Annotated in this window: 20 protein-coding genes and 1 pseudogene; 10 read left to right on the forward strand and 11 right to left on the reverse strand. The window is 70.0% G+C overall.

Annotated features, from left to right (window positions below; genetic code table 11):
- Nucleotides 1-93: 93 nt before the first annotated feature.
- On the reverse strand, nt 94-1,056 hold the full coding sequence (locus tag PHN62_RS15875; protein ID WP_300152328.1) for an SPFH domain-containing protein: 963 nt from the start codon (nt 1,054-1,056) through the stop codon (nt 94-96).
- Nucleotides 1,057-1,302: 246 nt separating this feature from the next.
- Here PHN62_RS15875 and mce point away from each other — a divergent pair, with 246 nt between their 5' ends.
- Nucleotides 1,303-1,707: a methylmalonyl-CoA epimerase gene (mce, locus tag PHN62_RS15880; protein ID WP_300152329.1), complete on the forward strand. Its 405-nt coding sequence runs from the start codon at nt 1,303-1,305 to the stop codon at nt 1,705-1,707.
- A 49-nt stretch (nt 1,708-1,756) separates the two neighbouring features.
- A complete protein-coding gene (locus PHN62_RS15885) occupies nt 1,757-2,086 on the forward strand; it encodes a DUF1467 family protein (RefSeq protein ID WP_300152330.1) in 330 nt (109 codons plus the stop codon).
- Here PHN62_RS15885 and PHN62_RS15890 read toward each other — a convergent pair.
- Both PHN62_RS15890 and carA read right to left on the reverse strand, forming a co-directional pair.
- Nucleotides 2,014-3,207, reverse strand: coding sequence for a glycosyltransferase family 2 protein (locus tag PHN62_RS15890; protein WP_300152331.1), 1,194 nt, complete (start codon nt 3,205-3,207; stop codon nt 2,014-2,016). The two genes, PHN62_RS15885 and PHN62_RS15890, sit on opposite strands and share 73 nt — an antisense overlap.
- Nucleotides 3,208-3,319: 112 nt before the next feature.
- Entirely contained in the window at nt 3,320-4,510 is a 1,191-nt protein-coding gene (carA, locus tag PHN62_RS15895; RefSeq protein WP_300152332.1) for a glutamine-hydrolyzing carbamoyl-phosphate synthase small subunit, read from the reverse strand.
- Between the two features lie 208 nt (nt 4,511-4,718).
- On the opposite strand from carA, the gene PHN62_RS15900 reads away from it, so the two are divergent.
- The 4 genes from PHN62_RS15900 to aspS all read left to right on the forward strand — a co-directional run bounded on the left by PHN62_RS15900 (nt 4,719) and on the right by aspS (nt 8,686).
- Nucleotides 4,719-5,174 (forward strand): GatB/YqeY domain-containing protein, encoded by a 456-nt coding sequence (locus PHN62_RS15900; protein WP_300152333.1) that lies wholly within the window; start codon nt 4,719-4,721, stop codon nt 5,172-5,174.
- A complete protein-coding gene (locus tag PHN62_RS15905; RefSeq protein ID WP_300152334.1) occupies nt 5,171-6,091 on the forward strand; it encodes a YicC/YloC family endoribonuclease in 921 nt (306 codons plus the stop codon). Before PHN62_RS15900 ends, PHN62_RS15905 begins: the two co-directional genes overlap by 4 nt.
- Nucleotides 6,092-6,122: 31 nt before the next feature.
- Nucleotides 6,123-6,806 (forward strand): guanylate kinase, encoded by a 684-nt coding sequence (gene gmk / locus PHN62_RS15910; protein ID WP_300152335.1) that lies wholly within the window; start codon nt 6,123-6,125, stop codon nt 6,804-6,806.
- Nucleotides 6,807-6,904: 98 nt separating this feature from the next.
- Nucleotides 6,905-8,686 carry an aspartate--tRNA ligase gene (gene aspS / locus PHN62_RS15915; RefSeq protein ID WP_300152336.1) on the forward strand — a complete coding sequence of 594 codons (1,782 nt, stop codon included), beginning with the start codon at nt 6,905-6,907 and terminating at the stop codon, nt 8,684-8,686.
- A gap of 97 nt (nt 8,687-8,783) precedes the next feature.
- On the opposite strand, the gene PHN62_RS15920 is transcribed toward aspS, so the two are convergent.
- The 6 genes and pseudogenes from PHN62_RS15920 to PHN62_RS15945 form a co-directional block, all read right to left on the reverse strand.
- On the reverse strand, nt 8,784-9,023 hold the full coding sequence (locus PHN62_RS15920; protein ID WP_300152346.1) for a CsbD family protein: 240 nt from the start codon (nt 9,021-9,023) through the stop codon (nt 8,784-8,786).
- A gap of 42 nt (nt 9,024-9,065) precedes the next feature.
- Nucleotides 9,066-9,248 (reverse strand): annotated as a pseudogene (locus tag PHN62_RS15925) (CsbD family protein); the annotation flags it as partial.
- Between the two features lie 252 nt (nt 9,249-9,500).
- A complete protein-coding gene (gene nagZ / locus PHN62_RS15930; protein WP_300152337.1) occupies nt 9,501-10,532 on the reverse strand; it encodes a beta-N-acetylhexosaminidase in 1,032 nt (343 codons plus the stop codon).
- A gap of 1 nt (nt 10,533) precedes the next feature.
- Nucleotides 10,534-12,132 carry an SPOR domain-containing protein gene (locus PHN62_RS15935; RefSeq protein WP_300152338.1) on the reverse strand — a complete coding sequence of 533 codons (1,599 nt, stop codon included), beginning with the start codon at nt 12,130-12,132 and terminating at the stop codon, nt 10,534-10,536.
- A 72-nt stretch (nt 12,133-12,204) separates the two neighbouring features.
- Nucleotides 12,205-13,950, reverse strand: a complete 1,746-nt coding sequence (gene argS, locus PHN62_RS15940; protein WP_300152339.1) for an arginine--tRNA ligase — start codon at nt 13,948-13,950, stop codon at nt 12,205-12,207.
- A gap of 37 nt (nt 13,951-13,987) precedes the next feature.
- Nucleotides 13,988-15,199 (reverse strand): deoxyguanosinetriphosphate triphosphohydrolase, encoded by a 1,212-nt coding sequence (locus PHN62_RS15945; RefSeq protein ID WP_300152340.1) that lies wholly within the window; start codon nt 15,197-15,199, stop codon nt 13,988-13,990.
- 118 nt (nt 15,200-15,317) lie between these two features.
- Between PHN62_RS15945 and erpA the strand changes: the two genes are divergently transcribed.
- Nucleotides 15,318-15,653, forward strand: a complete 336-nt coding sequence (erpA, locus tag PHN62_RS15950) for an iron-sulfur cluster insertion protein ErpA (protein ID WP_300152341.1) — start codon at nt 15,318-15,320, stop codon at nt 15,651-15,653.
- A gap of 184 nt (nt 15,654-15,837) precedes the next feature.
- Nucleotides 15,838-17,202: an MATE family efflux transporter gene (locus PHN62_RS15955; RefSeq protein ID WP_300152342.1), complete on the forward strand. Its 1,365-nt coding sequence runs from the start codon at nt 15,838-15,840 to the stop codon at nt 17,200-17,202.
- Here PHN62_RS15955 and PHN62_RS15960 read toward each other — a convergent pair.
- Nucleotides 17,199-18,497, reverse strand: a complete 1,299-nt coding sequence (locus tag PHN62_RS15960) for a beta-eliminating lyase-related protein (RefSeq protein ID WP_300152343.1) — start codon at nt 18,495-18,497, stop codon at nt 17,199-17,201. The genes PHN62_RS15955 and PHN62_RS15960 overlap by 4 nt on opposite strands.
- Before the next feature lie 331 nt (nt 18,498-18,828).
- Here PHN62_RS15960 and PHN62_RS15965 point away from each other — a divergent pair, with 331 nt between their 5' ends.
- A complete protein-coding gene (locus PHN62_RS15965; protein ID WP_300152347.1) occupies nt 18,829-20,415 on the forward strand; it encodes a phosphoenolpyruvate carboxykinase in 1,587 nt (528 codons plus the stop codon).
- 248 nt (nt 20,416-20,663) lie between these two features.
- The gene (locus PHN62_RS15970; RefSeq protein ID WP_300152344.1) at nt 20,664-21,005 is read left to right on the forward strand and encodes a hypothetical protein; all 342 of its coding nucleotides are present in this window, start codon (nt 20,664-20,666) and stop codon (nt 21,003-21,005) included.
- A gap of 203 nt (nt 21,006-21,208) precedes the next feature.
- Here PHN62_RS15970 and PHN62_RS15975 read toward each other — a convergent pair.
- A partial coding sequence (locus PHN62_RS15975; RefSeq protein WP_300152345.1) for a hypothetical protein occupies nt 21,209-21,562 on the reverse strand: 354 nt, incomplete at its 5' end.

The raw sequence follows: 21,562 nt of genomic DNA on the forward strand, positions 1-21,562 counted from the left end.
CCCAGATCGAAATGCGGCCGCGCCGCGGGCCTCTGTTGCGGCCGCGCGGCGGCGCGCCCTCTCCGGAAGGGCCTTGCGGCCCGACCTGCGCCCTCAGGCGCCCGTCTTGCCCGTCCCGACGGCGCCCGTCGCCTTGAGCAGCTCCGTCACGCCCGAGACGCTGCCCAGGATCCCCGAGGCCTCCAGCGGCATCATGATGATCTTGGAGTTCTCGGCGCTGGCCATCTCCTTGAGCGAATCCACGTATTTCTGCGCCACGAAATATTGAATGGCCTGAACGCCATGCGCCCCGATGGATTCCGAAACCACCCGCGTGGCCTCGGCTTCGGCGATGGCGGCGCGTTCGCGGGCCTCGGCGTCGCGGAAGGCGGCTTCGCGGCGGCCCTCGGCGGCGCGGATCGCGGCTTCCTTCTCGCCCTCGGCGCGCAGGACCGCCGCCTGCTTGGCGCCCTCGGCCTTGAGCACCGCCGATTGCTTGGCGCCTTCGGCCTCCAGGATCTCGGCGCGCTTGTCGCGCTCGGCCTTCATCTGGCGGGCCATGGAATCGGCGATGTCGGGCGGCGGCGAGAGGTCGCGGATCTCCACGCGCGTCACCTTCACGCCCCAGGCTTCGGTCGCCTCGTCGATGGCGTTCAGCAGGCGCTTGTTGATCTCGTCGCGGCGGGTGAGCACGTCGTCCAGCTCCATGCCGCCGATCACGGTGCGGATGTTGCTGATCGCCAGGTTGATGATCGCGCTCGCCAGATTCCCCACCTCGTAGGCGGCGGCGCTGGCGTCGAGGATCTGGAAGAACACCACGGCGTCGGTGCGCACCATCACGTTGTCGCGGGTGATGACGTCCTGTTCGGGCACGTCGAGCAGCTCCTCCTTCATCGAGAGGCGCTTGCCCACGTTGTCCACATAGGGCACCAGCAGATTCAGCCCCGGCTGAAGCGTGCGCGTATAGCGGCCGAAGCGTTCGACGGTCCATTGCTCGCCCTGCGGGACGGTCCGGACGGCGAGGAAGAGGGTGATCAGCACCAAGGCGACCAGGACGAGAATTGCGGCCAGCTCCACGATCCGGCTCCCGACGTGAGGGGTGAGGGAGGGCCGCGGAACGGCCCGGCGATCTGCTGCAAAATAGTCGAAAGAATCTTACCTCTCAATTGCGCAAAGGGGATCGGGACGCCTCGCGCGGGAGATTCCAGCCCCGAACCGCGAAAGACAGGAGAAAAACCCGGGAGAAAGGAGCGCCCTTTCGTCGCCTTGCCGCGCGGCGCCGGGCGCGTTAAGCCTTCCGGCGGAGCAGAGAGGGAGCGTCCCATGATCGGTCGTCTGAACCATGTCGCCATCGTTTCGCCGGATCTGGCCGCCTCGGCCCGGCAATATCGGGAGGTCTTCGGCGCGAAGGTCTCCGAGCCCAAGGCCATGCCCGAACATGGCGTGACGGTGGTCTTCGTCGAGCTGCCCAACACCAAGGTCGAGCTGATGGAGCCCCTCGGCGCCGAGTCGACCGTGGCGGGGTTCCTCGCGAAGAATCCGGCGGGCGGGATGCATCACGTCTGCTACGAGGTCGAGGACATCCGCGCCGCCCGCGACGCGCTCAAGGCCAGGGGCGCCCGCGTCCTCGGCGACGGCGAGCCGAAGATCGGCGCCCACGGCAATCCGGTGCTCTTCCTGCATCCCAAGGACTTCAACGGCGTGCTCGTCGAGCTGGAGCAGGTCTGACCCTTTCGGCCCGCGAGTCAGGAAGGCTCAAGTCAAGGAGGCTCAAGCCATGGCGGTGACCTCGGCCATCGTGATGTTCGCGGTGATCTGGTGGCTCGCGCTGCTCTGCATCCTGCCGTTCAACACGCGCAGCCAGGAGGAAGCCGGAGAAGTCGTCCCCGGCACGCCCTCCAGCGCGCCGGAGAACCCGCGCATCGGACGCACCATGCTCTGGACCACCGGACTGACCGTGGTGCTCTGGTCGGCGCTGTTCTTCGGCATGCAGGCCACCGGATGGAGCCTGCGGGATCTGGCCGATCCGCCCGACTACACCGCGCCGCGCGAAGCCTGGCGTCCGGCGGGCGCGGCGTCGGCCGGAGAAGGCGCAAGGGCGCCCTGATCGAAGCCGTGGGCCGTCTTCTCCCAGAGGAAGGCGGAGCGCGGAAGCTGGCTCGCGGCCCGCAGAGCCGCGACAGGCCCGAAGATCCCCAGATAGAAGGGCAGAAGCGGAGCCCAGCAGGCGAAGCGCAGGCCGTAGCTCCGCCATGCGCCCCGGAAGGCCATGAAGGTCGCCGCGGCCAGACCCGCCCAGAACAGCGCCGCCAGAAGCCGCCCGGCCTTCTCCGGCAGAACCTCGCTCCAGGGCGCTTCTCCCGCGACCAGAAGCCAGGCGAGCGCCGTCAGATGCAGCGGCAGACTCAGATAGGCCAGGAAAGACCCCAGCGTCAGGGCGTTGAGCACCCAGAATCCCGCCGGACCGATCTCGCGCCAGAGCCGGAGGGGATCGCGCATGTGGACGATCCAGGTGACGAGGAAGCCCTTGATCCAGCGGGTCCTCTGCCGGATCCAGGCGTGCGGCGTCAGGACGGCCTCCTCCCAGGTGGTCGAATCGAGCGTCGCCGAGCGCCAGCCCCGCCGCGCCAGCCGGAACCCGAGGTCGGCGTCCTCCGTGACGTTCCAGGGATCCCAGCCGCCGATCTCGCGCAGAGGCCCCGCGCGCAGGTAGCAGGAGGTGCCGCCGAGCGGAATCGGCCAGCCCAGACGCGCCAGAGCCGGCAGCAGCAAGCCGAACCATCCCGCATATTCCAGAGCCAGACCGCGCGTCAGGCCGTTGGTCGAGGCGTTGTACCAGCCGAGCCGGGCCTGAAGACAGACCACCTCGGGCGGCGCCTGGGCGAAGGCCGCCGCGGCCTTGCGCAGCTGATCCGGCTCAGGGCGGTCCTCGGCGTCGAAGACGCCGACGATGCCGCCTTTCGCCTCGGCGAGTCCCCAGTTCAGCGCGCGCGGCTTGGTGCGCGGCGCGCCGTCCGGCGCGACCAGAAGCCGGATCCAGGGCGGCGGATCCTGCGCGAGGAAGGCGGCGAAGGTTTCGAGATCGTCCTGCTCCAGCAGGATCAGGACTTCGAGCCGGTCGCGGGGATAATCCAGATCCTGCAGCGCGGCGAGCAGATGCCGGATGCGCGCGGCTCGCCGTCGTCGCGCCCGACGCGCGCCGGTCCCTCCCCCGAGATCCTTCGGCATCGCTCCCCCCGCCGCCGTCGCCGCAGGACGCGCGACGCGAAAGGATGGCCTTCGGAAGACGTGGGGCGCAAGGAAATCCGTCCCGCGCGCGAGGCGTGGGCGGATGCTCGACTCAGGAGCGAGACTCTTCCATGTTGCGCGCGAAACGTTCGAAGAGATAGAAGCTGTCGCGCGGGCCGGGGCTCGCCTCCGGATGGTGCTGCACCGAGAAGACCCGGCCGTTCCGGGCGCTCACGCCGCAGTTGGTCCTGTCGAAGAGCGAGACATGGGTCTCGACCACGCCTTCGGGCAGGCTGCCGGAATCGACGGTGAAGCCGTGGTTCATCGACACGATCTCGACCTTGCCGGTCGAGAGCTCCTTGACCGGATGATTCGCGCCGTGATGGCCCTGCTTCATCTTCGTGGTCCGGGCGCCCAGCGCCAGAGCCAGCATCTGATGGCCGAGGCAGACGCCGAAGACCGGAATGTCGCGCGCCATGACGCCCTGGATCATCGGCACGGCGTAGGCGCCGGTGGCCGCCGGATCTCCGGGGCCGTTGGAGAGGAACACGCCGTCGGGCTTCTGGGCCAGCACCTGCTCCAGATCCGCCGAGGCGGGCAGCACGGTGACGTCGGCGCCGATCTCCACGAGGCAGCGCAGGATGTTGCGCTTGGCGCCGTAGTCCAGCGCCGTCACCCGGTAACGCGGCTTGGGCGCCGGGACATGGCCCTTCGGCCAGACCCAGCGGGCTTCGCTCCATTTGTAGCTCTGGACGCAGCTGACCTGTTTCGCGAGATCCGTCCCGAGGAGGCCCTTCCAGGCCCGGGCCTTCGCGATCAGGGCCTCGACGTCGAAATTCCCCTCGGGATCGTAGGCGAGGGCGGCGTGGGGCATGCCCTGGTCGCGGATCAGCCGCGTCAGACGCCGGGTGTCCAGACCCGCCACGCCGATCCGGCCGCGCCGGGCCAGCCAGGCGTCGAGGGTCTCCAGAGCCCGCCAGTTCGAGGGCTCGGTGGGGTCGAGCTTCACCACCATGCCGAGGGCCACCGGATCGGCGGATTCGTCGTCCTCCGGAGTCACGCCGGTGTTGCCGATGTGGGGGAAGGTGAAGGCCACGATCTGTTCGGCGTAGGAGGGATCGGTCATGATCTCCTGATAGCCGGTCATCGAGGTGTTGAAGCAGAGCTCGCCCACCTGCTCGCCGGGAGCGCCGAAGCCGCGTCCGTAGAAGACCTGTCCGTCCGCGAGGACCAGAACGGCGGTGGGGCGGCGGAGATCCCGAGAAACTCCGGGCGCGGCGGTTTCGGCGGGGTTCTGGGTCATGACGCGTCTCCGGATAGGGAAAGGCCTCGCGCGGGCGCTGCGGGCCTTCCCGGCGGGCGCGGGCGGGCTTCATGTAACGCCCGCGATCCGGAGCGTCAAGGAAGCCGCCTCCCGCGCCGGACTCTCCCTCCGCGCGGCGAGGCGCGGCTTTGCGTCGCGCGCGTGACGCCTGTATAACCGGCGGTTCAGGAATTCGGGAGGATTCGTCATGCCGCGCGCCGCGCTCAACGCCGCTTTGAAACAGGCCATGCTCGCCCGCGACGCGGCCAGGCTCTCGACCATCCGCATGATGATCGCCGAGATCCTCAAGGCCGACGTCGAGGCCCGCGGCTCGGGCGCGAAGGAGGCCCCGGACGCCGATCTGCTCGCGGCCTTCGCGAAGCTCGCCAAGCGCGGCGAGGATTCCATCACGCAGTTCGAGGCGGGCGGGCGCAAGGATCTCGCCGAGAAGGAGCGCGCCGAGATCCTCGTGATCCGCGAATTCCTGCCCCGGCCCCTCGACGCCGCCGAGACCGCCGAAGCCGTGCGCGCCGCCATGGCCGCCAGCGGCGCCGCCGGTCCCCGCGACATGGGCAAGGTCATGGCGGCGCTCAAGGCGGCCCATGGAAGCCGCCTCGACATGGGGACGGTCGGGCCTCTCGTCAAAGCGGCGCTCGGCGGATGAGCCGCGCCCATTCCCCCCCCGGACGCCTCGCCCAGCCGGGCGAAACCCAGAGCATGACCGGATTCGCCGCCGCCGAAGGCGAAGCCGGAGGCCTGCGCTGGCGCTGGGAGCTGCGCAGCGTCAACGGGCGGGGCCTGGAGCTCCGGCTCCGGCTGCCCCATGGCTGGGATTCGCTCGAACCCGACGTGCGGGCCGCGGCCCAGGCCCGTTTCGAACGCGGCTCGCTCATGGCGACCCTCAGTCTGGGGCCCCTCGCCGGAGGATCCGGAGAAGGCGAGGAGTTCGCCCGCGCCGCCCGCCGGCTGCTCGCCGCGCGCAGGACGCTGGAGGCGCTCGGGCTGCCGCTGGCGCCCGTCGCGGCGGAGGCCCTGCTCGCGCTGGAGACCCAGCGTCCCGTCGAGGCCGCGCCCGGTCCGGCCCTCGCCCAGGCGCTGCGCATCGGCTTCGACGACGCCCTGCTGGCGCTGGCCGCCTCGCGCCGGGGAGAAGGCGCGCGGCTCAGGACGACCCTCGCGGGGCATCTGGCGACGGTGGCGCGGCTCGCCGCCCGCGCCGAGGCCGAAGCCGCCGCCGCCAATCTCGCCGCCGCCGGGACGCTCAAGGCCCGCGTCGAGGCGCTGATGGAGGGACGCGGCGAACTCGACCCCGCGCGGCTGGCGCAGGAGCTGGCGCTTCTGGCGGTGAAATCCGACGTCCGCGAGGAGATCGACCGTCTGCGCGCCCACGCCGCCGCCGCCGAGGCCCTGCTCGAACAGGGCGGCGCGGTCGGGCGCAAGCTGGACTTCCTCGCCCAGGAGTTCAACCGCGAGGCCAATACGCTCTGCGCCAAGTCGCCTTCTCTGGGACTGACGCGGGTGGGGCTCGATCTGAAGCTCGCCATAGACCAGCTGCGCGAGCAGGCCCAGAACCTCGAATGATCCGATCAACCTCCGAGAAAGACCTCCGCCCATGATGCAAGGGGACGCCGAACGTCTGCTCCAGAGCGCCCGGCCCGAGGCCCGCTTCCTCCGACGCGGCGCGATGCTCGTGCTCTCCTCGCCTTCGGGCGCGGGCAAAAGCAGCCTCGCGCGGGCCTTGCTGGCGGCGGACGCGGCTCTGAAGCTCTCGGTTTCGGCGACCACGCGCCCCATCCGACCCCGCGAGGTCGAGGGGAAGGATTATTTCTTCATGACCCGCGCCGAATTCCTGAAGAAGGTCGAGACCGGCGAGATGCTCGAATGGGCCGAGGTCTTCGGCAATCTCTACGGCACGCCCCGCGCGCCGGTGGAGGCCTGGATGGCCCAGGGGCTGGACGTGCTCTTCGACATCGACTGGCAGGGCGCGCGGCAATTGCGCGAGGCCGCGCCGGAGTCGGTGGCGGACGTCTTCATCCTGCCGCCCTCGCTGGAGGAGCTGGAGCGCCGTCTCGTCTCGCGCGGACAGGACTCCGCCGAAGTCATCCGCAGCCGCATGGCCAAGGCCGAAGCCGAAATGAGCCACTGGAGCGAATACGCCTATCTGGTGCTCAACGAGGATTTCGACGGCGCCTTGCGCAAGCTCTCGGCGATCCTGCTGGCCGAGCGGCTGAAGCGGACGCGTCAGCTCGGGCTCGGCGCGCAATTGACGGCGGCTCTGGCGACGCGGGCGGTCTAGACCCCCGCCTCCCGCCGGAGCCGGACTTGACAGGACAGGCCCCGCATGCGCTCTTGCGCCCGCTTTCGCGCGATCCGCGACTTCCCGGAGAATTCCCGATGCATCTCTATCGCAGCCAGACTTGCGGCGAGTTGACCGCCGCCCACATCGGACAGACCGTCCGGCTTTCGGGCTGGGTGCATCGCGTGCGGGATCATGGCGGCCTGCTCTTCATCGACCTGCGCGACCATTACGGCATCACCCAGATCGTGGTCGATCCCGATTCGCCCGCCTTCAGGGAGGCCGAGGCCCTGCGCTCGGAATGGGTGGTGCGCATCGACGGCGAAGTGAAGGCCCGTCCCGCCGAGACGGTCAACAAGGTCCTCCCCACCGGAGAGATCGAGGTCTTCGCGCGCGGAATCGAGCCGCTCAGCCGCGCCGAGAACCTGCCTCTGCCGGTCTTCGGCGATCAGGATTATCCCGAAGAGACCCGCCTGAAATACCGCTTCGTCGATCTGCGCCGCGACGCCCCCCACGCCGCGATGAAGCTGCGCAGCAGCGTCATCCGCCGTCTGCGCGAAATCATGTGGGATCTCGGATTCACCGAATACCAGACGCCGATCCTCACCGCCTCCAGCCCTGAAGGCGCGCGCGATTTCCTCGTGCCTTCGCGTCTGCATCCGGGCAAGTTCTACGCCCTGCCGCAGGCGCCCCAGCAGTTCAAGCAATTGCTGATGGTCGCGGGCTTCGACCGCTATTTCCAGATCGCCCCCTGTTTCCGCGACGAAGACCCCCGCGCCGACCGCTCGCCGGGCGAGTTCTATCAGCTCGACATGGAGATGAGCTTCGTCACGCAGGAGGACGTCTTCCAGGCCGTCGAGCCCCTGATGCGCGGAATCTTCGAGGAATTCGGCAAGGGCCGCCCGGTCACGCCGGAATTCCCGCGCATTCCCTATCGCGAGGCGCTGCTGAAATACGGCTCCGACAAGCCCGACCTGCGCAATCCCATCGTCATGCAGAGCGTGACCGAGCATTTCGCCGGATCAGGCTTCAAGGTCTTCGCGGGGATGATCGAGAAGGACCCGAAGGTCGAAGTGCGGGCGATCCCGGCGCCGGGCGGCGGCTCGCGCGGATTCTGCGACCGCATGAACTCCTGGGCCCAGAAAGAGGGTCAGCCGGGCCTCGGCTACATCTTCTGGCGCGAGGAGAACGGCGCTCTGGACGCCGCCGGACCCATCGCCAAGAACATCGGGCCGGAGCGCACCGAAGCCATCCGTCAGCAGCTCGGGCTGAAGGCCGGAGACGCGGTCTTCTTCGCGGCGGGCAAGCCCGAGGCCTTCACGGCTTTCGCGGGCAAGGCGCGCAACGTCGTCGGGAGCGAGCTCGGCCTCACCGCCAGGGACCGCTTCGACTTCTGCTGGATCGTCGATTTCCCGATGTACGAGTGGAACGAGGAGGAGAAACGGGTCGACTTCTCGCATAACCCCTTCTCGATGCCGCAGGGCGGGCTTGAGGCTCTGAACACCCAGGAGCCGCTCGACATCCTCGCCTATCAATATGACATCGTGTGCAACGGCGTGGAGCTCTCTTCGGGCGCCATCCGGAACCACCTCCCCGAAGTGATGCTGCGGGCCTTCGAGATCGTCGGCTATGACGCCGCGACCGTGGAGGCGCGCTTCGGCGGCATGCTCAACGCCTTCCGCTGCGGCGCTCCGCCCCATGGCGGCATCGCGCCGGGCGTGGACCGCATGGTCATGCTGCTCGCCGACGCCGAGAACATCCGCGAGGTGGTGCTCTTCCCGATGAACCAGCGCGCCGAAGACCTCATGATGGGCGCTCCTGCGGAGGCGACGCCGCAGCAATTGCGCGACCTCTCGCTGCGGATCATTCCGCAGAAGTGAGGTGCGAGCCCTCCCGAGATCCGCCGTGAAAAAGCCCCCCGTTCGCGAGAGCGGGGGGCAGGCTTCCGGAGAGGAACCTCAGGAAAGAAAGGTTCGCTCAGCCTGTCCTGTCGTGGTTCTGGCGGGCCCAGGCGTCGACTTCGCGCTCGGCCTCCTCCCTGGCGTAGCCGTATTTCTGCTGCAGCTTGCCCACGAGCCGGTCGCGGGCGCCTTCCGCCTCGGCGAGGTCGTCGTCGGTGAGCTCGCCCCATTTCTGCTTGAGCGAGCCGACCATCTCGCGCCATCCGCCCTTGACGTTCGTCCAGGCGGCTTCGGCCTTTTCGCGGGCGTGCCGCACTTCGTCGGCGGTGACGCCGCCGTCGTCGGCGAGCCGCGCGGACCAGTCGTCGGCCTGTTTCTCGGCCTCGGCCTTGGCGTAGCCGTAGCGTTGCTGGAGCTTGCCTGCGAGCTTGTCGCGCTTGCCTTCGATCTCCAGCAGATCGTCGTCGGTGAGGTCGCCCCATTTCTCCTTTGCGGCGCCCTTGAGCTGTTTCCAGCGGCCGGCGAGGACATCCCATTCCATCTTGCGTCTCCTTCGTCTCGTCGTCCGCCGGGGGGCGGGCGTCGGAGAGAATCGGCGGCCTCAGGGGGCGGATCGCAGCCGTCCCCGGAGGCCGATGAGAAATCGACGTCTTGTGATGTAGGGGGCCGGGCGGCCGCCTCCAAGAGGGGCGGCGGCGGGTTTCCTCCCCGATGCGGCGGAGATCCGCATCAGGAGGAAACCCAACCTTCTGGAGAGGTTATGTTTTCCTGCTCCGCCGTCCGCCCGGATCTTTCATGCGGAATGGAGTTTCGCGCGGGCGTCGAAGGCCCGCCAGAGCGCGAGGTCCGCCTCTTCGTCGGGCGCGGCCTCGCGGATGGCGAAGCGGGCGGCGTCGGCGGCCTCGGCGCGGCGGAGCGCCTCGCCCGTCAGCGGCGAGAGGGCGCGGGCCACAGGCGCCATCTCCTCCATCTCGCCGTTGCAATGAAGGATCACGTCGCAGCCCGCCGCCAGGGAGGCGCGGGCGCGGCTCTCGAAATCGCCCGAGAGCGCCTTCATCGAGAGGTCGTCGGTCATCAGCAGCCCGTCGAAGCCGATGGAGCCGCGGATCGCCTCCTGAACCACCTTGCGCGAGAGCGTGGCGGGGGCCTCGGGGTCGATGGCCTCGAAGACGATGTGGCCCGTCATGCCCAGAGGGGCCTCGGCGTGCTGGCGGAAGGGGGCGAAATCCACCCGCTCCAGCTCTTCGCGCGAGGCCGTCACGCAAGGGAGGTGCAGGTGGCTGTCCACCAGAGCCCGACCATGGCCGGGGATATGCTTGATCACCGGCAGGACGCCGCCTGAAGTCAGGCCTTCGCGCACCGCGAAGCCCCGACGGGCCACCGTCCCGGGATCGCGGCCGATGGCGCGGTCGCCGATGATGTCATGGCCGCCGGGAGCGGGCACGTCGAGCAGGGGCGCGCAGCAGACGTCCACGCCCACCCGGCGCAGCTCCGCGGCGATCAGCCGGAAGCGCGCCGCGAGCGCGGCCTCCTTCTCGGCCTCGTCGAGGGCGGCCTCCATGCTCGCGAGAGGCGCGGGCCAGCTGCGCCAGTGCGGCGCCCGCAGACGCGCCACCCTTCCGCCTTCCTGATCGACGAGGATCGGCGCCTCGCGGCCCACCGACTCGCGCAGGGCGTCGGTCAGGCGGCGCAGCTGCTCGGGCGTCTCGACGTTGCGCCGGAAGAGGATGAAGCCCCAGGGCGAGACCTCGCGAAAGAACCCGCGCTCCGCATCGGAGAGCGCGGGCCCGAGGCATCCGAAGATGACCGGAGAAGCCGCCGCCATCTTACGAGGGCGGGGCGTAGCAGTCGACGCCGCGCGCCTGGAGCGCCGCGCAGAGATTCCGCGCCGAGCCCTGATCGGCCAGCGGACCCGCCCGCAGCCGGAAGAGCTGCTGACCTGCGCCGGTGGTCACGGGCTGGATGTCCAGCCGCAGCGAACCGAGCAGATCGGGATTGCTCCGCTGGAGCATGGCCCAGCGCTGCTGCACCTGATCCGGCGAGGGCAGGGCGCCGAGCTGGATCTGGGCGCCGCGTCCCGCGACGGGCTGCGGCTGCGGTTGGGGCTGGAATTGCGGCTGGGGCGCGAAGCCGGGCTGAGGCGCGGCGGCGTATTGGGGCTGCGGCCCGCCATAGGGCTGGGCGGGCGTCTGGGCGAGGCGCAGGGCCTCGGCCTGAAGCCGCTGGGCTTCGGCCTGGGCGGCCTGAGCCGCCGCGACGGCGCGGGGATCTGCCCCCCCCGCCGTGGCGGCGAAATCCTGGCCGAGCGACATGGTGGCCTGTCCGGGCGCGAAGACGCGCGGCTGGACCTGAACCTGAGACTGCGGCGTGAAGCCCGTCGAGACCGGAGCGGGCTGGGCGGCCTGAACCGGCGGCTGCGGCGCGGCCACGTTGATTCCGGCTGCGGCGCGCACCTGCGACACCACGCTGAGCGAGGCGGCGGGCGTCGGGCGCGGACGCGGCGGCGGAGAAGCCTGGGGCGCCTCCGTGAGGGCGGCCGTCTCGACCGGAGCGGCGGGCGTCGCCGCGAGGGCTCCGGGCGCTCCCGCAGGGGCGGCGACCGAGGGGCCGATGGGCGCGACTCCGCCCGGCGCGGCGAAGGGAGCGCCAGGGTTGAGAGCGCCCGCCTGAGCCTGGGCGGCCTGCATCGTCGGGCCGCGCGGCGCGGCGCCGACGGCTCCGGCGGGGGCGCCGAGCGCGGTCGAGGAGGCCACGGGCCCGAGGCCCGAAGGCGGCGTGGCGCCTCCTGCGGCGGCGGCCTGGGAGGCGCGCGGACCGAGGGCCCCCGAAGCCGGAGCGGCGGGCGCGCCCGCGCCTCCGCTGGAGGAGGAGAGCGCCGCCGCCAGACCCGGCGCCGCGAGATCGCGTTCGGGCGCGTTCAGGGCGAAGGTCTCGGCGGGACGGGTCATGTCCGTGCGCGCCGGCACCGCCGCCAGCCCGATGCTGTGGATTTCGGTGTTGCGGGCGCGCAGGGCTGCGGAATCGGCCGATTCCACCGCGCGGGCGGCCATGGGTCCGGCGGGCCGTTCGGTCTCCTCGGCCGACTGGAATTCGGTGACGCGGGCGCTGGCGGGCTCGATGGGGCGCGGGCCGAGGCTCTCGTAGGCGGCGCGGGCCTGATCGGGCGCGACGAGTCCGCCGGGGTTCTCCGGCGCGCTGCGCAGGGGCTCGACCGGCGCCGAGACCACCGTGACGGCCTCGCCGTTGGCGGCGACGATGGCGCGGGCGGCGGGCTCGGCGACGTCGCCGGGGCGCTTGCCGAACTGATAGGCCGAATACATCACGCCTCCGACGAGGGCGACGCTGAGAAGGGCCAGAAGGCCCCCCCGACCGCCGCCGCCCTGAGGAGCGGAAGCTTCGGGAGTGGTCGTGTTCTGCGTGGTCATGATCCTGCTCGAAGCGCTGCGCGCCCCCTCCTCAGCCTTGACGGTCTGCGCCGAAGATGTGTTTCGACAAGGTTAGCGCATTTCGTCCATCGGCGTCACGCCCAAGATTCGCATCCCATTCGCAAGCGTCAGTTGAGTCGCCCGCACGAGCGCCAGACGCGCCCTGGTGCCCTCGGGATCGGAGGCCTGCACGAAGCGGAGCTCCTCCTCCTCCTTGCCCCGGCTCCAGAGGGCGTGGAAGACGCCCGCCAGATCATAGAGGTAGAAGGCGATCCGGTGCGGCTCCTGAGCCTGGGCGCCGCCCTCCACATGGCGGGGGAACTCGGCGATCTTGCGGATGAGCGCCATCTCGGAAGGATGGTCGAGCAGATCGGCGTCGGCCGTCGCGAGCCCCGCGTCGTCGAGGAGGAAGCCCGCCTCCTGCGCCTGACGCGCCAGCGAGGCGGTGCGGGCGTGGGCGTATTGCACGTACCAGACGGGGTTGTCCCTGGACTGCTCCAGAGCCTTGTCGAAGTCGAAGTCCAGCTGGGCGTCGTTCTTGCGCATGAGCATGACGAAGCGGGCCACGTCCGGCCCCACCTCGTCGATGACGTCGCGCAGGGTGACGAAATTCCCCGAGCGCTTCGACATCTTGTAGGGCTGGCCGTTCTTGAAGAGGTTGACCATCTGGCAGAGCCGCGCCTCCAGCGGCACGCGCCCTTCCGTGAGCGCCGCCACCGCCGCCTTGAGCCGCTTGACGTAGCCGCCGTGATCGGCGCCCAGCACGTCGACGAGCAGGTCGTAGCCGCGCTGGGTCTTGTCGTAGTGATAGGCGATGTCCGGGGCGAAATAGGTCCAGGAGCCGCCCGACTTGCGGATGGGGCGGTCCACGTCGTCGCCATAGGCGGTGGAGCGGAAGAGCGTCTGTTCGCGGGGCTCCCAGTCCTCGGGGAGCTTGCCCTTGGGGGGCTCCAGCACGCCGCGATAGATCAGGCCCATCTCCTCGAGCCGCCCGATGGCCTGCTCCACGGCGCCCGACTGCGCGATGGCCTTCTCCGAGGAGTAAAGATCCATGTGGATGTTGAGCGCCGCCAGATCCTCGCGGATCTCGTCCATCATGCGGGCTACGGCGAAATCGCGGATCGGCTCCAGCCAGGCTTCTTCGGGCTGGTCCACGAAGCGGTCGCCGAACTGCGCCCGCAGGGCCGCGCCCACGTCGCGCAGATATTCGCCCGGATAGAGCCCTTCGGGGATCTCGATGGAGCGGTCGTGCGCTTCGAGGTAGCGCAGATAGGCCGAGCGCGCGAGGGTGTCGACCTGCCCGCCCGCGTCGTTGATGTAATATTCGCGCGTGACCTCCCAGCCCGCCGCCTGGAGCAGGTTGGCGAGGGCGTCCCCGAAGACGGCGCCGCGCATGTGCCCCACATGCAGGGGCCCGGTCGGATTGGCCGACACGAATTCGATGTCCACGCTCTTTCCGGCGCCGATCTCCGAGCGGCCCCAGCCTGCGCCGAGGTCGATGGCCTCGCGCAGCTCGGCGCGCCAGACGGCTTCGTCCACCCGCAGATTGAGGAAGCCGGGGCCTGCGGGCTCGGCCGAACGCACCTGAGGATGCGCCCGCAGCTTTTCGGCGAGGGCCTCGGCGAGGGCGCGCGGCGCCAGCTTCGCGGGCCTGGCCAGCACGAGCGCGGCGTTGGTGGCGAGATCGCCATGGGCCGGATCTCGCGGCGTCTCCATGGCGACGGCGGCCGTGTCGAGGCCGGAGGGGACTCGGCCCTCCGCCTGCAACTGCGCGAGGGCGTCCAGAACGACGGAGCGGAAATCGGCGAAAACGGTCATGATGCTGCTGCGAATGCCAGAGATTAAGGACGCCTTGTCAGGCGCGGAAGCCCGGATCGGTGAGCCGACGATGCTCCTCCAGAGCGAAGCGGTCGGTCATGCCGGCGAGGTAGTCGGCCGCGCGCCGCGCCCGCTCCGCTCCGGATCCGCCCGACTCGGGTCCGGGGCCGCGCCAGTCCTCGGGAAGGAGCAGCGGGTCCGCCAGAAACAGGTCGAACGCCTCGCGCAGCGCGCGCTGGCCTTTGGCCGCCATGCGCCTGACCTTGTAGTGACGATAGACTTGCTTGAAAAGGAATTGTTGGATCGCCTTCAGCTCGCTGCGGACATGGGGGCTGAAATCCACGAGAGGGAAGGGCGCGGCGCGGACGTCTTCGGGGCCTTGCGGCGCGACCTCGGCGATGCGGCGCAGGGATTCCTTCACCGCGTCCTCCATCAGCCGCCCGAACATCCGCCGCAAGGCTTCGTGGCGGCGCCGCTCGGGATCGAGGCCGGGGCGCAGGCGGTCGATCTCGCCGAGGCACGCCCCGATCAGCGGCAGGGGCTTGAGGTCGTCCAGGGTGAAGAGCTCCGCCCGGAGCCCGTCCTCCAGATCATGGGTGTTGTAGGCGAGGTCGTCGGCGATGGCGGCGCATTGCGCCTCGGCGGAGCTTTGCCGCCAGGGATCGAAGTCGATCCGCTGCGCGGCCTCGCGCAGGGCCCAGGGCAGGGCGTCGAGGCTCTCGCCCGGCCTGAGCAAGGGCCCGTTATGCTTGGCGACGGCCTCCAGGGTGGTCAGATGGAGGTTGAGCCCGTCGAAATCGGCGTAGCGGCGTTCGAGGGCGGTCAGGATGCGGATCGCCTGGGCGTTGTGGTCGAAGCCGCCCCAGGGCGCCATGACCTCGTTCAGGGCCTCCTCGCCCGCATGGCCGAAAGGTGCGTGGCCGAGGTCATGCGCCAGAGCCGTGGCCTCGGCGAGGTCTTCGTCCAGCCCCAGACGCCGCGCCAGAGCCCGCGCCGCCTGAGCCACCTCCAGGGTGTGGGTCAGGCGGGTGCGGATGTGGTCGCCATGCGGATCGATGAAGACCTGGGTCTTGTGCTTGAGGCGCCGGAAGGCCTCGGAATGCAGGATCCGGTCGCGGTCGCGGGCGAAGGGGGCGCGATGGGCGCTCTCGGGTTCGGGATGGAGCCGCCCCAGAGCCGGGTCGGCGAAGGCGGCGAAAGGCGCCCGGGGAACCGGGACGGAGGCCGGTATGGAGGAAGAAGCGGTCATCGCGGGGGGACCTCTTGAAAACGGGCCGGTCGAAGAGCGATATTGCAGGGCGAGTCCCTGACGGAAGGCGAAGACGAATCTTCGGCTCCGGCGGGCCCGGAATTCGAGGAGATGCGCCATGACCTCCGAAATCGCCTTTGCGCCCGCCGCCGCGCGGCGGCTCAAGCAGATCCTCAAGGAGGAGGGCGGCCCCGAAAAGGCCCTGCGGCTTTCGGTGCAGGGCGGCGGCTGCTCGGGCTTTCAGTATGAATTTGCGCTGGAGGAGGCTCCGCCGCAAGAGGACGACCTCGTGATGACCACCGACGGGGCGCGGCTCTATGTGGATTCCGTCTCGGCGCCCTTCCTCGAAGGCTCGGTGGTGGATTACGAGGACGTGCTGATCGGCGCGCGATTCGTGGTGCGCAATCCTCAGGTGAAGTCGGCCTGCGGCTGCGGCGTCAGCTTCGCGCTGTGAGTCGGGGCGCGGCCCTCGCGCCCGAGGCCGTCGCCTTTCTCCCACGCTCGACGAGTCTTCCGGGGTCGGCCTTCGCCGACCCTCTCGCTTTCGCGCCGGGAAGGGCGTAGGGGGAACGCAGGCGCGCGGCCCGACGTCGCGCCCCTGATTCTCCTTTCTCCCTGATCGCCTTCCTGGTGTCGTCATGCGCGATTTCAGCGCCGAATCCCGTGATTTTCCGGTCACGAACCGGGCCATCCTGGCCATCGCCGTTCCCATGTCCCTCGCCTACATGACGACGCCCTTTCTGGGCGTGGTCAATACGGCGGTGGTCGGGCGCATGGGCGAGGCCGCCCTCATCGGCGGTCTGGCCGTCGGGGCGGTGGTCATCGACTTCGTCTTCAGCTGCTTCAACTTCCTGCGCTCGGGCACAACGGGGCTGGTGGCTCAGGCCATGGGCCATGACGACGAAGCCGAAGAGCAGGCCGCCTTCCTGCGCGCGGCGGCTGTGGCTCTGGCGGCGGGGGTGGTTCTGGCTCTGGCGGCGCCTCTGGTCGCCTGGGCGGGGCGGGCCTTCATGCAGGCCGATCCGGCGGTGAGCGCCGCCATGGAGGTCTACGTCCGCATCCGGATGCTCGGGGCGCCGCTGATCCTGCTGAACTACGCGATTCTCGGCTATGTGCTGGGGCGCGGCGAGGGCCGGACGGGACTCGGGATCCAGCTCGCGCTGAACGGGGCGAATCTGGTCCTTTCGCTGGCTCTGGGGCTCTGGATGGGCTGGGGCGTGGCGGGAGTGGCCTGGGCGACCATCGGCGGCGAGGCTCTGGCGGCGATCGTGGGGCTGGCGCTCGTGAAGCGGCGTTTCGCGCGGGCCAGGGCCCGGCCGAGCCGGGCGCTGCTGCGCGATCCGGCGGCCTTCCGGCGCATGATGGCCATGAACGGCGACATCATGGCGCGCTCCTTCGCGCTGCTCTGCGTCTATCTGCTCTTCGCGCGTCAGGGGGCGCAGTTCGGCCCCGAGGTTCTGGCGGCCAACGCGCTGCTGATGAATCTCTTCGTGCTGCTGACCTTCTTCATGGACGGATTCGCCATGGCCGCCGAGCAGATGGGCGGACGCGCCTATGGCGCGGGTCTGCGCCGGACCTTCCTGCGGGCGGTGCGCCTGACGACGCTCTGGTCGGCGGCGATGGGGCTGGTTTCGGCGGGCTGCATCCTGCTTTCCGGAGATCTGCTGGTCTCCGGCATGACCGATCTGCCGCAGGTTCGGGCTCTGGCGCATGAGCATCTGCTCTGGGCGGCCTTCGCGGGATTCTCGGGCTTCCTCGCCTTCCAGATGGACGCCGTCTTCATCGGCGCCTCCTGGTCGCGGGACATGCGCAACCGGATGATCCTCTCGGTGGGGATCTTCGTCGCGGCCTTGTGGATCCTGATTCCGCTCTTCGGGAATCACGGGCTCTGGGCGGCGCTGCATGTCTTCTTCGTCGCGCGGGGCCTGACGCTCTTCGCCCGGCTGCCGAGGCGGATGCGGGAGGGATTTCCCGCCTCCGCGCCCGGCTCTCTGGCCGTCTAGCTCACGAAGCGGAATCCCGTGAAGCGGCGGCGGAAGGCCGAGACCTCCGCCGCGACGCTCTCCGGCGCCTCGTAGAGCGCCCGGCCGATCAGCCGCGCAAGCTCCGGAGCGTCCCGAGGGGTCAGGCCGCGCCGGGCCATCTCCGAAGTCCCGAGCCTCAGGCCGTCGCCCTCCGCGAGGGGGAGGCCGATGGCGCAGGCCAGCAGATTCGCCCGCCTCAGACGGCGCGCCATGGCGCTTCCGCCGCCCCAGTCCCTGGCCTCCAGAGCCAGCTGATGCGAGCGGGTCGCGCCGTAGACCGGCAGCCCCTCGGCCCGGAGCGCCGCCTCCAGAGCCTGGGCCGTCTCGACCATGGCGCGGGCGTAGGCGGGTCCGTGAGGGGCGCGCCAGTCGAGCAGGGCGTAGGCGAGGGCGGCGGCCTTGCCGGGATCGGAATTGGCGGTCAGGCCGGGGAAGGCGATGGCGTCGAGCCTCTGCGCGAGATCCGGATCATTGGTCAGGATCAGCCCCGAAGGCGGCCCGCCGAGGCTCTTGTAACAGCTCATGGTCAGGAGATGGGCCCCCTCCTGCAAGGGGTTGGGCCAGACTCCGCCCGCGATGGGGCCCGAGAGATGGGCCGCGTCGAACAGAACCTTCGCCCCGACCTCGTCGGCGATGGCCCGGACCTCCGCCACCGGATGCGGCGTGAGGTTCAGGCTGCCGCCGATGCTGATCAGCCTGGGCCGCAGACTCAGGGCCTGTTCGCGCAAGAGCTCCAGATCGACCGTATAGACGCCGGAGCGGTCGGGCGCGGAGTTGTGGACCTCCAGCCCGTAGAGCCCCGCCGCGCCGGGAGTCTGGTGGGTCACATGGCCGCCGACGGCCGCCGGAGGCGTGACGATCCGGTCGCCCGCCCTGGCGCAGGCCATGAAGCTCATGAGGTTGGCGAGGGCCCCCGAAGGCGCGCGGATCTCGGCGAAGCGGGCCTGGAAGATCTCCATGGCGAGGCTGCGGGCGATCTCCTCGATCTCTTCGACGGCCTCCAGCCCGGTTTCGTATTTCGCCCCCGCATGGCCCAGCGAAGGCCGCGAGCCCAATCCCTGCGCGAGGGCCGCCTCCGCCCGCGGATGCATGGCGTTGGCGGCGGGATCGAGGTTCACGCAATCCTCGTCGTGGATGCGGCGATTCCACAGGATCAGCCGATCCAGCTCCGCCCGCAGGGCCTCCGACCCGGCGCCCTCCGTCCGCGCGGAGATCTCCGCCGCGCGCGCCGCGCTCTCCGGGCTCAGCCAGAGCCTGCCTTCGTCCTCCGCCATGACGGCCTCCCCTCGTTCCGATGCGGCGCGGATCTTGCTGCGCCTGTTCCTTGCGGCCCGTTCTCCGGGAAGGACAGTCTAGAGCATTTTCCGCCCGGACCGGACGGCTTCGACGCTTCGTCGACCCTTGCGCGGCCTGTCCGTCCGGCGCGCGCGGGAGGGCGCGATGTGTCGGAATGGCGCGGCAAGATCCTTGCGAGGGCTCCTTTTCAAGGGACATGAAAATTGCTACAAGGATTCCGTAGGGATTAGTGAGCGCGTCGCCTTCGGGGCGGCGCCTTCGGGCTTTTGCGGACGGCTGATCAGGAGACGCGTCGTGACGAATTCAGGCTTGCGGAATGAGGCGCTGGGCCTCGAGAAACTGGGTCTGGAGGCGCGTTCTGTCTCCTGGAACGACCTGCCTCCGGTTCTGGCCCAGAGGGCCGTGCAGCGCGGCGAGGGCGAACTGCTCCTCGGCGGCGCGCTGGCCGTCAAGACCGGCAAGCACACGGGCCGCTCGCCCAAGGACAAGTTCGTCGTCCGCGAGCCCTCGGTCGAGAATTCGATCTGGTGGGAGAACAACCGTCCCCTCGCGCCCGCGGCCTTCGAGACCCTCAAGGCCGACATGTTCGCCCACGCCCGCAACCTCGACCTCCACGCGCAGGATCTCTACGGCGGCGCCGATCCGGCTTACCGTCTGAACGTGCGCCTGGTCACCGAACTGGCCTGGCACGCGCTGTTCATCCGCCAGCTCCTGCGCCGTCCCGAAGCCTCCGAGCTGGCGGGCTTCTCGCCCGAGTTCACCATCGTCAACCTGCCCAGCTTCAAGGCCGATCCGGCCCGCCACGGCTGCCGCAGCGAGACGGTCATCGCCATCTCCTTCGAGCAGAAGCTCGTCCTGATCGGCGGCACCTCCTACGCCGGCGAGAACAAGAAGTCCGTCTTCACGATCCTGAACTACCTGCTGCCGGCGAAGGGCGTCATGCCGATGCATTGCTCGGCGAACCACGCCCGCGGCGACGCCGCCGACGCGGCGGTCTTCTTCGGGCTCTCGGGCACCGGCAAGACCACGCTTTCGGCCGATCCCTCGCGCATCCTCATCGGCGACGACGAGCATGGCTGGTCCGAGAACGGCGTCTTCAACTTCGAGGGCGGCTGCTACGCCAAGACCATCCGCCTCTCCGCCGAGGCCGAGCCCGAGATCCACGCCGCCACCTCGAAATTCGGCGTGGTGCTGGAGAACGTCGTCTATGACGAGCGCACCCGCGTCATCGACTTCGACGACGGCTCGCTGACCGAGAACACCCGCGTCGCCTATCCGCTGGACGTGATCGCCAACGCCTCGGAGACCGGCCTCGGCGGCTTCCCGCGCAACGTGGTCATGCTCACCTGCGACGCCTTCGGCGTTCTGCCGCCCATCGCGCGGCTGACCCCGGCTCAGGCGATGTATCACTTCCTTTCGGGCTTCACGGCGAAGGTCGCGGGCACCGAGAAGGGCGTCACCGAGCCCGAGCCGACCTTCTCCACCTGCTTCGGCGCGCCCTTCATGCCGCGTCATCCGCGGGTCTACGGCGACCTGCTCCGCGAGAAGATCGCGAAGCACGGCGCGAGCTGCTGGCTGGTCAACACCGGCTGGACCGGCGGCGCCTACGGCGTCGGCAAGCGCATGCCGATCAAGGCGACGCGCGCGCTGCTCACCGCCGCGCTCGACGGCTCGCTGAACAAGGCGAAGTTCCGCAAGGATCCGAAATTCGGCTTCGAGGTTCCGCTCGAGGTTCCGGGCGTGGATTCCGCCCTGCTCGACCCGCGCGGCACCTGGGCCGATCAGGCCGCCTACGACGCGCAGGCCGACAAGCTGGTGCGCATGTTCATCGAGAACTTCGCCCAGTACGAGGAGCAGGTCGGCGAGGAGATCCGCGCCGCCGCGCCCGGCCGCTGAGCCGTTTCTTTCCGGATGGGCTCCGGCCCGTCCTGTTCCTGTCCTGCGAGGCCGTCCCGTTCCGGGGCGGCCTTCGTCTTCTTCTGGGCCAGACCTGCGACGAAACCTGAGACGGGCCCCGAGCGCCCTCCAGGAAGATCAAGGCGTTAGGGGGATCTTCGGCGCCTTTCTCCGGCGGCGCGCGATTTGCTTCTCCATCCTCAGGGACCAGGAAGGTTCTCCCAGACTCAGGCTCAGGAGTGAAGCAGATGTTCAAGAAACGCGTCGCCCCGGCCGCCCATGAGAGCCGCGCCTCCGACCGTCGCGTCGCATCGGGCGTCCGCGCGGTTCTGGACGGCCATTACGTCTCGGTGCTCGACATCTCCTCCGGCGGCCTGCGGGTCTCGGTGGCCTCTCCGCCGCGCGTGGCGGTGCTGACCCTCTACGAGAACGGCGCCAAGACCCTGGAGACCCCCGCCGTGCTCTGCTGGCGGCGCGGCCACGAAGCCGGATACGCCTTCCGCCGCAATCTCGGCGTCTATCAGGTGAATCCCGGCGAACATCATCAGCGCCGCAACGGCTCGGCCCTGCGGGCGCGCCTCGGGCTCTGAGGCCTCCGCGCCGACGTGAGGAAAAAGGCGAGACCCTGGAGAGGGCCTCGCCTTTCGTATTTTTTCGGGACGATTCACGCGCCCGGCTTCCGGAGCCGAAGCTCTCCCGTCTCCTGAATCGGGAAGGCCTCGGCCGAAGGTCGGGAGGCTCCCGCCCGCCCCGGGGAGGGGGCGGACGAGCGCCCGGCCGTCGGGCTCAGACCTCAGCCGTGCTTGGTCTTGCCGCCGCCGTGATTGTGGTTGTTGTTGCCATGGGAGCCGCCGGGCTTGCCGCCGCCCCAGTTGCCCCAGTTGCCCCAGCTGGAGCCGCCGCCGGGCTTGCCGCCGCCGTGGGATCCGCCGGGCTTGCCGCCGCCGTGGTTGCCGCCGCTCCACCAGTTGCCGCCGCCGTTGTGCGAGCCGCCGGGCTTGCCGCCGCCATGCGATCCGCCGGGCTTGCCGCCGCCGTGATTGCCGCCGCTCCACCAGTTGCCGCCGCCGTTGTGCGAGCCGCCGGGCTTGCCGCCGCCGTGCGCTCCGCCGGGGTTGCCGCCGCCGTGGCTGCCGCCGCTGCACCC

This window comes from Neomegalonema sp. (assembly GCF_028688855.1).
GTDB lineage: Bacteria > Pseudomonadota > Alphaproteobacteria > Rhodobacterales > Rhodobacteraceae > Neomegalonema.